This is a genomic window from Peptostreptococcaceae bacterium (genome assembly GCA_016649995.1).
In the GTDB taxonomy this organism is placed as follows: domain Bacteria; phylum Bacillota; class Clostridia; order Peptostreptococcales; family BM714; genus BM714.
On sequence record JAENWJ010000013.1, the window covers coordinates 25,649 to 35,897 of the forward strand.

Here is a 10,249-nt window from a genome sequence, read left to right on the forward strand (position 1 = left end):
GAATAAAACGCTTGTAATGATTTTTCAATCTGCTATACTTAAAAGAAATAATTATGTATAAAAATGCATAAACATGCATTGAAATATATATTTTTTTGTCAAAAAGTTGGAGGGTGCGAAATGAAAGGTTATTTAATTCTTGAAGACGGAACAAAATTCGAGGGCAACATTTTCGGTAAAAAGCGTAATTCGGTTGGGGAGGTTGTTTTCAATACCGGCATGACTGGATATCAGGAAACTCTGACGGATTCTTCATATTATGGGCAGATTGTAATACTCACCTATCCTCTCGTAGGAAATTATGGAATAACTCTTGACGACAACCAGTCGGAAAAACCGAAGGTAAGGGGATTCATTGTTAGAGAGGCTTCGGTAAATTATTCTAATTGGAGGGGAATGGAGTCCATTGATGAATACCTCAATAAGAATGATATTGTGGGACTAGAGGGAATAGATACAAGGGCGCTCACAAAAATAATTAGAGAAAAAGGTACTATGACAGGAAAGATAGTAGCATATGAAGATGGCGTCGATGTTATGGAAGAGTTGAAAGCCTTTGACAATTCCGATGCGGTCCATCAAGTGACAACAAAATTCAACTATGATTTGATGCCTATTACGCCTAAGGTGGCTGTAGTCGATTATGGAATAAAGAGAAATATACTAAACGCCCTGGTGAATAGGAATATACATGTCAGGGTATTTTCATGCCTAAATACTGCTGAAGAAATACTTGATTTCAATCCGGACGGAATTTTTCTTTCAAATGGACCTGGAGATCCGGCATTTTTGAAGGAGGAAATAGAAACGGTAAAAGAGCTAATAGGAAAGAAACCCATCTTTGGAATCTGCCTGGGACATCAACTGCTTGCTCATGCTTTTGGAGGAGAAACCAAGAAAATGAAATATGGGCACGGGGGCTGCAACCATCCTGTTAAAGATCTTGCCAAGGATAGAGTTTTCATAACATCACAGAATCATGGGTATGAGGTTGTTGCGGAAAGCCTTGACAAGAGCGTATTGGAAATAACACATGTAAACATGAACGATAATACGATTGAGGGTGTGAGGCATCTTTCCCTTCCGATATTCAGCGTGCAGTTTCACCCGGAGGCTTCACCCGGCCCGAGCGATTCGGATTATTTGTTCGACGAATTCTTAAACATGATTAAAAAGGAGAATAAACATGTCAATATATAAGGGTCTTGAAAAAGTAATGGTGATAGGTTCGGGGCCCATTATAATAGGGCAGGCGGCGGAATTCGACTACTCAGGCACGCAGGCATGCAAGATTTTAAGGGAACATGGACTTAAAGTTGTATTGGTAAACAGCAATCCTGCTACAATCATGACGGACAAGGAAATGGCGGACAGCGTTTACATCGAGCCTCTTACGGTGGAATTTCTTGAGAAGATAATAGCAAAGGAAAGACCTGATGGAGTATTGGTGGGAATGGGCGGACAGGTTGCCCTAAACCTCGCGATTGAGCTTTGGAAGGCTGGCATACTGGACAAATACAATACTAAGCTTTTAGGGACAAACATAGATGCAATAGAAAAATCCGAGGACCGCGAGAAGTTTAAACTAATGATGGAAAGCATAGGGGAGCCTGTAATCGATGGAAGGATTGCATCCTCTCTTCAGGAAGCATTTTCGCAGGCCGATGAAATTGGCTATCCTATAGTTGTGCGTCCCGCATACACACTCGGTGGAACCGGCGGAGGGATTGCGGAAAACAGGGAGGAGCTTGAAAAAATCGTTCCCGTAGGCTTGGCCTATAGTGCAGTCGGCCAGGTTCTTATAGAAAAAAGTGTTAAGGGCTGGAAAGAGATTGAGTACGAGATGATTAGAGACAACAAGGGCAATTGCATAACCGTTTGCAACATGGAAAACATAGATCCTGTTGGCATCCATACGGGGGACAGCATAGTCATAGCACCGTCTCAAACACTTAGCGACAAGGAATACCAGATGCTAAGGAATGCGTCCATAAAGATTGTGACATCCTTGGGTATAAAAGGTGGCTGTAATGTTCAGCTTGCTCTAAATCCATACAGCTTTGAGTATAGGGTAATAGAGGTAAACCCGAGGGTTAGCCGTTCATCTGCGCTCGCTTCCAAGGCGACGGGATATCCAATTGCAAAGGTTGCCGCACAGATAGCAATAGGCCTTAATCTCGACGAGATTCCAAACGACGTTACAGGAAAGACCCTTGCATGCTTCGAACCTACGCTCGACTATTGCGTAATCAAAATCCCCAAGTGGCCATTCGACAAGTTTGAAACTGGGAACCGCACACTGGGTACCAAGATGATGGCCACGGGCGAAATAATGGCAATAGGAAACAGCTTCGAAAGTGCACTTCTTAAAGGAATAAGATCCCTTGAGATAGGTGTGTACTCGCTTGAAATCGAAAAGGCCGCCGCATTTAGCGATGACGAGGTTATTCAAAAGATACTCAAAAGCGACGACGAAAGGCTGTTTTTCTTGGCGGAGCTTCTCAGAAGGGGATACAAGACGGAATACCTATGGGAAATGACGGAGATAGACCGATTCTATCTCGAAAAAATACATGGAATAGTGAAGTTGGAAGAGGGCTTAAAGAAGAAGCATTTGTCTGAAATAAACGCAGATGAACTGCTTTTCCTAAAGAAAAAAGGCTTTGCCGATTTGGCGATAGCTTCCTTCACGAAATCGAAGGAGATAGATGTATTTGAAAAACGCAAGAGCCTTGGCGTGATGCCTGTGTTTAAGATGGTTGACACCTGCGGAGGGGAATTCGAGGCGCAGTCGCCCTATTATTACTCGACATACGATCCATACGATGAGGTAGTGGTAAGCGACCGCAAGAAAGTTATAGTAATAGGTTCCGGACCGATAAGAATAGGACAAGGAATAGAATTTGACTATTGCTCGGTGCATGGCGTAATATCTCTCAAGAAGATGGGTATTGAGTCCATTATAATAAACAACAACCCCGAAACGGTAAGCACCGATTTCGATACATCGGACAAACTCTATTTTGAGCCTTTGACAGAAGAGGACGTAATGAACATCGTACTCAAAGAAAAACCCGATGGGGTCATTTTGCAATATGGAGGGCAGACAGCAATCAAGCTTGCGGAACATATGGAGAAGATGGGTGTTAAAATCCTTGGGAGCGGCTACGATTCCATAGATCGTTCCGAGGACAGGGAAAAATTCGAAGCTGTTCTGGAGAAACTTGACATCAAGAGGCCTCTAGGAAAAGCCGTAATGAACATAGAGGAAGGACTGGAATTCACGAAGATCTGCGGATTCCCCGTTCTGATTCGCCCAAGCTACGTTTTAGGCGGAATGGGAATGGAAATCGCCTATGATGAATCCGAATGCGCGGAGTGTTTGGATAATGCATTTAGAAAGGACAATAAAAATCCCGTTCTCATAGACAAATATCTTAATGGAAAAGAAATTGAAGTTGATGCAATAGGAGATGGAACGGACATACTCATCCCTGGAATAATGGAGCATCTAGAGAGAGCCGGTGTGCATTCGGGAGACAGCATATCCGTCTATCCGGCATTCAGCATAAGCGATGAAATTAAAAACAAGATAATAAAGAATACTAAGAAATTAGCCATCGAATTGAATGTGATTGGGCTGGTCAACGTACAGTATGTCGTTTACAAAGATGAGGTATATGTTATTGAGGTCAATCCTAGGGCATCTAGAACGGTTCCATATATTAGCAAGGTCACAGGCATTCCTATGATTCGTTTGGCTACGGAAATTATGATGGGTGCTAAGCTAAAGGATTTGGGTTTCGGAACAGGACTTTACAAGACAAGCGGATACTACGCGGTTAAAGTGCCTGTATTCTCGATGGAAAAATTGCCCCAGACCGAAATTGCGCTTGGTCCTGAAATGAAATCAACGGGAGAGGCATTGGGATTGGAAAAAGACCTATACAAGGCCATATACAAGGGCCTCGTGGGATCAAGGCTTGAGCTTGGCAGCATAGGAAGAGTTTTGGTAAGCATATCCGACAACTACAAGGATGAGTTCGAACCAATAGCATTCAAGATGAAAAAACTTGGATTTGAATTCTATGCCACCGAGGGAACCGGTAAATACCTCGGAAAACTCGGAATTGAGCACAAGCATGTAGCCAAGATTGGGGAGGGCGAAACAAACGTGCTTTCACTCATACGAAACGAGAAACTTACACTTGTTATAAATATTCCGAGCAAGGGAAGAAGCAGTCTCACCGAGGGCTTCCACATAAGAAGAACCTCAATAGAGAATAGAGTTCCCTGCATTACATCTCTCGATACCTTGAGTTATGTATTGGACATATGGGAGCGGGACATAAGCTATAAAGACGTTGAAGTTTACGATATAACGAAGATATAAAAAGTAGAAAGAAAAATGTTGATGAGTTCAGGTCAAGGATTAAATTGCTCACTGCGACCTGCGGCGAATATTCATAGCGCTTTGTATTGCGGCAAAACCTAAAATCCGCAAACTCACTCCGTATCGGGCCAAGGCCAAAGCGGATTTATTGACGATTTAGCCTTATCCAAAGCTGTGAATACCAAGCCTCGGTTGATGCATCACAATTTGAAACCTCAACCTGGAACAGGATAGAGTAGATTTTCGATTTGAGGGGTGTATTAAACAGTATAAGTTTCAAAAACAAAAAAAGATGACAAAGAGCAAAACAACCTGCCTGGAAAATTCCAAAGGCAGGTTGTTTTGCTCTTTATTTGTTTGTATCATTTACTGCACACTGCAAACTGCATGCTGCAAGCTTTCCTTTTCAGTTCAAGGCGACAATGAAAAAAGAGTTGAGATGTTGTTTGAATTGCGTTTTTAAATATCATGTATTTGTTTTTTTCTTTTTTTCCACTTTCCACTTACTACTTTCCACCGGAGTTAAAAGATAGCTTTAGCTATCTTTTAACTCCTATAGTCTCCGTTGATCCTAACATAATCATAACTCAAATCGCATCCCCAAGCTTTTGCAGAGAAGGTGCCGTCATTCAGCTTGACATGTATGATTACGGTTTCGTTCTTCAATATTTCCTCCGCTAGATCCTCGTCGAAAGCAAGGCCTTTACCTTTTTCGACAAGGGGAACCTGTTTACTGCCGCCTTCAAAAATTAAATCAAGATTGTCGGCATCGAAGTTTTTTCCCGAGTATCCCATGGCGCAAATAATTCTCCCCCAGTTTGCGTCGTTTCCAAAAAAGGCCGCTTTCACCAAGCTTGAAGTGATAATCGATTTGGCAAGGCAATTGGCAGCTTCTTGGCTGAAGCCTCCCGTCAAATTTACTTCAATAAGCTTGGTTGCACCTTCTCCATCCTTTGCAATCTGCATCGCCAACTCAATGCATACAATCTTAAGGGCTTCCTTAAAAATGTAGTAGTTGGGATCTTCTATGCAGATAGGCTGGTTTCCTGCGCTTCCGTTTGCAAGAACAATCGCCGTGTCATTGGTGCTTGTGTCTCCGTCGACTGAAATCATGTTAAATGAGGCGCTGGCGCATTCCGATAGCGCTTTCTTGAGCAAATCGCTTTCTATAGCTGCATCGGTGAGAATGAAAGAAAGCATTGTGCCCATGTCCGGATGAATCATTCCTGAGCCCTTGGCCATTCCACTTATTACAACCCTCTTGCCCCCAATCATGAAATCTACCGAAACCTCTTTTTTGAATGTGTCGGTTGTCATTATTGCTTCGGCTACGTCCGAAAAGTTTGAAACCCCTAGACCCTCGGTCAGCGGTTTAATGTTTGGAACAATCATGTCCATGGGAAGAGGTACCCCTATCACGCCGGTTGAGGCAACAAGAACATCTTCCGAGTTTGTTCCCATTGCCTCCGAAACAAGCGAAATCATCTTCTTGGCATCATTCATACCTTGTTTTCCTGTGCATGCGTTTGCGTTTCCGCTGTTTACTAGAATGGAGTGTATTTTTCCAGAGGCTATGTTGTCTATGCTTATTAAAACAGTAGCGGCCTTGACGGTGTTCCTAGTAAAAACACCTGCTGCTTGGGCCGGTTCTGCGCTGTGAATCAAGCACATGTCTTTTTTGCTGCTTCCTTTTTTAATGCCACAGGCAACGGCAGAGGCCGTAAAACCGTTGACTGGAATGAATTCTCTGTATTTTTTCATTGTTTAACCCCCTATGGCGCCATTGGAGTGAAATCGAGTCCGGCTTTTTCATCATATCCGCACATCAGATTCATGTTTTGGACAGCCTGGCTCGCTGCACCCTTCATGAGATTGTCGATGGCCGAGACTGCGATTAAAGAAGATGAATCTTCATCAACCGCTAAGCCTATGTCGCAGTAGTTTGATTGGCGCACATTCCTGGTTTGAGGAAGCATGCCGTTTTCCAAAACACGCACGAAGGGTTTGCCTTCATAATAGCTTTTGTATACATCCGTCATTTCTTTTGTGCTTATATTTTTCTTTAGTCGCGCGTAGCAGGTTGATAGGATGCCGCGGTTCATTGGAACAAGATGCGGTGTGAAGATGACCTTTGCGGGTTTTCCCCCGATCAGGCTAAGTTCTTGAGCAATCTCCGGAGTGTGTCTGTGGCTGAATAGCCCGTAGGCTTTTACGCTTTCATTGACCTCGCAATAAAGATTTGCTGTATTAGCACTTCTTCCAGCTCCCGACACCCCGGATTTTGCATCTACAATGACATCGCTTTCTATCAGTCCGGCATTCATAGCCGGTGCCAATGCGAGTATGGAAGCTGTTGGATAGCATCCGGGATTTGCCACATATGAGGCCTTTTTAATTGATTTTGCATGAATCTCTGGAAGCCCGAATGCAAAGTCGTTTATGAGATGGCTCATTTCATGGGGAGTCTTGTACCATTTTTCATATACATTTGGGTCGCTTAATCTGAAATCGGCGCTCAAGTCAATAATTTTGATACCGGGTTTTACGCTTAAAAGTTGCTTTACCATGCCCATTGAGCTTTTGTGGGGAAGAGCGAGGAAAACAAGGTCCGTATCCATAATAATGGAAGGGTCGATGCTTGAAGTGTCGATACACTCCAAATCCACCAGACCATTCATATTTGAATATATGTCAGAGTACTTTATTTCATTGAAGCTTCGAGAAGTGACAAAGGATAAATTGACATTCGGATGATGTTTTATAAGCCAAACAAGGTTTTGACCCGCATAGCCTGTTGCTCCTAAAATTCCTATTCTCATTATATTCACCTCATTTGAATTTGATTTCTTATTATTATACAAAATAATGAATAATATTGCAACGATAATGATCAAAAGTATTGCATAAATATAAATATATATGTATAATAATAAGAAATATTGAAAGACAAGAGGGTATGAAAAGATGAAAGCATCTACAGAAAAGGCAAGAATCTTAACTGAAGCCCTGCCTTATATTCAAAAGTTCCATAATAAAACATTTGTAATAAAATTCGGCGGAAGCATAATGAGAAACCATAAGGCGAAACATGCATTCATAGAAGACATTGTTTTGCTTAACCTGGTAGGAATAAAAATCATAATTGTCCACGGCGGCGGACCGGAAATCACTGAGCGCATAGAGAAAATCGGCATCAAGACTGAATTCGTCGACGGCCTTAGAAAAACCAACGGAGAAGTCATAAAGGAAGCTGAAATGATTCTTGCCGGATCAATAAACAAGGAAATAGCATATTTGGTTAACAGCATGGGCGGAAGAGGCGTTGGACTTTCAGGTAAAGACGGTAATCTGATAAAAGCCCGAAAGAAAATCATATACAAGGGTGACAAGAAAATAGATCTCGGATATGTGGGAGACGTCGAGAAAATAGACAAGAAGTTGCTCGAGGACCTGATAGACCTGTCATATATACCGATAATAGCCCCCATCGGATTCGGGGATGACGGCGATACCTACAATATAAACGCGGATTTTGTGGCTTCTGCTGTGAGCGCAGAGCTGAAAGCTGAAAAGTTGCTTCTCATGACTGATGTGGAAGGGCTGTACAAAGACTTTGAGAACAAGAGTGGTTTCATAACAGCTATGACAGCTGTCGAAGCAAAAAAACTTATTGATTCAAAAGCGATTATTGGAGGCATGCTGCCTAAGCTCTCATGTTCGGTGCAGGCGGTTGAAAACGGCACTAAAAATGTGCATATTCTTGATGGAAGAGTGGAACATTCACTACTTATAGAAGTGTTGACAGATAAAGGTATTGGGACAATGATACATGGAGGGAAAGTAAAATGAACAACGACAAGCAGATGTACACAGGTAAAAGATTCGACCTTACAATCGAAAAAGGCAAGGGAACATATGTATACGATGTGGACGGAACGGAATATCTTGACTTCACAGCGGGCTATGCGGTAAATGCTCTCGGCCACTGCAACGAAATAATGATAAACGCAATCAAGGAACAGAGCCAAAAGATTTTCCACATATCCGATATAGTCTGGAATCCCATTCAGACTAAACTGGCAAACTTTCTAGTTGAGAAAAGCGGAATGGATTCTGTATTCATAGGGAATAGCGGTTCAGAGGCCATAGATGGGGCCATAAAGCTGGCTAAAAAATACGGGAACACGGTTTCAGAAGGCAATGACAAATATGAAATAATATCCATGGTAAACGCATTCCACGGACGGACCGTAGGTGCTACATCAATAACAGGGAAAGAAAAATACAAGAAATCGTTTTATCCATTGCTTTCCGGAATGAAGAATGTTCCGATAAACGACATCGAGGCACTCGAAGAGGCAATGAGCAGCAAGGTCTGCGCGGTGGTAATTGAACCAATCCAAGGAGAGGGTGGAGTTGTTCCGTCGACCATTGAATTCCTTGAGGCGGCCAGATTGCTATGTGATAAGTTTGACGCACTTCTCATATTTGACGAAGTGCAGTGTGGAATGGGGAGGATAGGAGAACTCTTTGCATACAACCTCTTCGGGGTAAAACCGGACATAGTGTGCATAGCCAAGGGATTGGGAGGAGGATTTCCAATAGGGGCACTTCTTTCAAACAAAAGGGCAGACCTCTTTGAGCCGGGAGACCATGGTAGCACCTTCGGAGGAAATCCTTTGGCCTGTGCGGTTTCATATGCGGTCATGCAGGAGATTTCCAAAGAGAGCTTCCTGAAAGGTGTCAAAGAGAAGGGCGAGTACTTCAAGAAGAGATTCGCGGAAAAAGCAAAGGAAATGGGTTTTGACTTCGAGCTTAGGGGAGAGGGACTTCTTCTTGGTATAGACCTTGGCAAGAGTCCGGCTGAGCTTGTAAACCAATGCATAAAGAACGGCCTATTGATAATCGGAGCGGGAGAAACCGTTTTGAGAGTTATACCTCCATTGACAGTCTCGAAAGAGGAACTGGATAAGGGCATTGATATTATTCTTAAATCAATCGCGGAACTATCCAATTGAAAGGAGTGCTTAAGATGATAACAGTATTATCCCAAAAGTGCATAGAAAAGGCCGATATTGCTTCATTCCTCAGCTTCAATCCGGATGGGTATGTTCATATAGAGCCCAGCATAAAGAATGTGAACATCATTGATCTGGGACTCGGCAAGGATACAGTAAACAAGGTTGCATGCAAAAACTACAGCGTAAACGTATTCAATAAAAGTTTTAATCCAGAACTAATGCTTTCGCTTAAAAGCGATTGCATAGTGGTAACCAATGGGATTGTCGATGCTAAAGAATATGAAAAAATAAAGGCAAACCTAATAAAAATGATAGGAAAGAAAAAAATTGTTGGATTTGGACTCGGGAAAAAAATACTGGCGGATTCAGCAGAACAAATGGATGTAATATTCGATGCATCCTCTAAGCTCTATGGTTCAGAGAACTTTGAAATGGAAATGATTTAGGAAAACAATTAATGCAATTTGTTCAAGGCCAAAAAATCTTAAGGTTTTTTGGCTTTTGTCTTGACACACAAAGGCAAATGAATTATCATAATTAATTGTGAGCAACATGCAAATGAACAAAAAAAGAATTTGACACAGTGTTGTTTTCGTGATAGTATTATTAAGCGCTCTTAAAGTGGGTTTCTTACTTTAGGGAAGGCGCAAAGCAAGTGAAATAGCGGTCTTTGAAAACTGAACAGTAAGAGAGCAAAGAATTAAAGCAATAAATAATTGCTAGCGAAACTCGTATTTGAGATTTCAATTAAGAGTTTGATCCTGGCTCAGGATGAACGCTGGCGGCGTGCTTAACACATGCAAGTCGAGCGATAATTAGCAGATCAACTTTTCGA

The 10,249-nt window shown here is 42.2% G+C and carries 7 protein-coding genes and 1 rRNA gene; 6 read left to right on the plus strand and 2 right to left on the minus strand.

Going from position 1 to position 10,249, the window contains the following annotated elements; genetic code table 11:
* Positions 1 to 120: 120 nt before the first annotated feature.
* The gene (gene carA, locus JJE29_04120; GenBank protein ID MBK5251801.1) at positions 121 to 1,200 is read left to right on the plus strand and encodes a glutamine-hydrolyzing carbamoyl-phosphate synthase small subunit; all 1,080 of its coding nucleotides are present in this window, start codon (positions 121 to 123) and stop codon (positions 1,198 to 1,200) included.
* Positions 1,187 to 4,393 carry a carbamoyl-phosphate synthase large subunit gene (carB, locus tag JJE29_04125; GenBank protein ID MBK5251802.1) on the plus strand — a complete coding sequence of 1,069 codons (3,207 nt, stop codon included), beginning with the start codon at positions 1,187 to 1,189 and terminating at the stop codon, positions 4,391 to 4,393. Before carA ends, carB begins: the two co-directional genes overlap by 14 nt.
* 546 nt (positions 4,394 to 4,939) lie before the next feature.
* Here the strand turns inward: carB and argJ are convergent.
* Positions 4,940 to 6,154 carry a bifunctional glutamate N-acetyltransferase/amino-acid acetyltransferase ArgJ gene (gene argJ, locus JJE29_04130; GenBank protein ID MBK5251803.1) on the minus strand — a complete coding sequence of 405 codons (1,215 nt, stop codon included), beginning with the start codon at positions 6,152 to 6,154 and terminating at the stop codon, positions 4,940 to 4,942.
* A gap of 11 nt (positions 6,155 to 6,165) precedes the next feature.
* Positions 6,166 to 7,215 carry an N-acetyl-gamma-glutamyl-phosphate reductase gene (locus JJE29_04135; protein MBK5251804.1) on the minus strand — a complete coding sequence of 350 codons (1,050 nt, stop codon included), beginning with the start codon at positions 7,213 to 7,215 and terminating at the stop codon, positions 6,166 to 6,168.
* Between the two features lie 142 nt (positions 7,216 to 7,357).
* Here JJE29_04135 and argB point away from each other — a divergent pair, with 142 nt between their 5' ends.
* The 4 genes from argB to JJE29_04155 form a co-directional block, all read left to right on the plus strand.
* Positions 7,358 to 8,242: an acetylglutamate kinase gene (gene argB / locus JJE29_04140; protein ID MBK5251805.1), complete on the plus strand. Its 885-nt coding sequence runs from the start codon at positions 7,358 to 7,360 to the stop codon at positions 8,240 to 8,242.
* Entirely contained in the window at positions 8,239 to 9,411 is a 1,173-nt protein-coding gene (locus JJE29_04145) for an aspartate aminotransferase family protein (protein MBK5251806.1), read from the plus strand. Before argB ends, JJE29_04145 begins: the two co-directional genes overlap by 4 nt.
* Positions 9,412 to 9,425: 14 nt before the next feature.
* Positions 9,426 to 9,860, plus strand: a complete 435-nt coding sequence (locus tag JJE29_04150) for a hypothetical protein (GenBank protein ID MBK5251807.1) — start codon at positions 9,426 to 9,428, stop codon at positions 9,858 to 9,860.
* A 297-nt stretch (positions 9,861 to 10,157) separates the two neighbouring features.
* Positions 10,158 to 10,249 (plus strand): 16S ribosomal RNA (locus JJE29_04155); the annotation flags it as partial.

Bases quoted from the DNA above. Each gene is read 5' to 3' on its own strand.
- JJE29_04150 (MBK5251807.1), top strand. From the start codon at position 9,426: ATGATAACAGTATTATCCCAAAAGTGCATAGAAAAGGCCGATATTGCT.
- argJ (MBK5251803.1), bottom strand. From the start codon at position 6,154: ATGAAAAAATACAGAGAATTCATTCCAGTCAACGGTTTTACGGCCTCT.
- argB (MBK5251805.1), top strand. From the start codon at position 7,358: ATGAAAGCATCTACAGAAAAGGCAAGAATCTTAACTGAAGCCCTGCCT.
- carA (MBK5251801.1), top strand. From the start codon at position 121: ATGAAAGGTTATTTAATTCTTGAAGACGGAACAAAATTCGAGGGCAAC.
- carB (MBK5251802.1), top strand. From the start codon at position 1,187: ATGTCAATATATAAGGGTCTTGAAAAAGTAATGGTGATAGGTTCGGGG.
- JJE29_04145 (MBK5251806.1), top strand. From the start codon at position 8,239: ATGAACAACGACAAGCAGATGTACACAGGTAAAAGATTCGACCTTACA.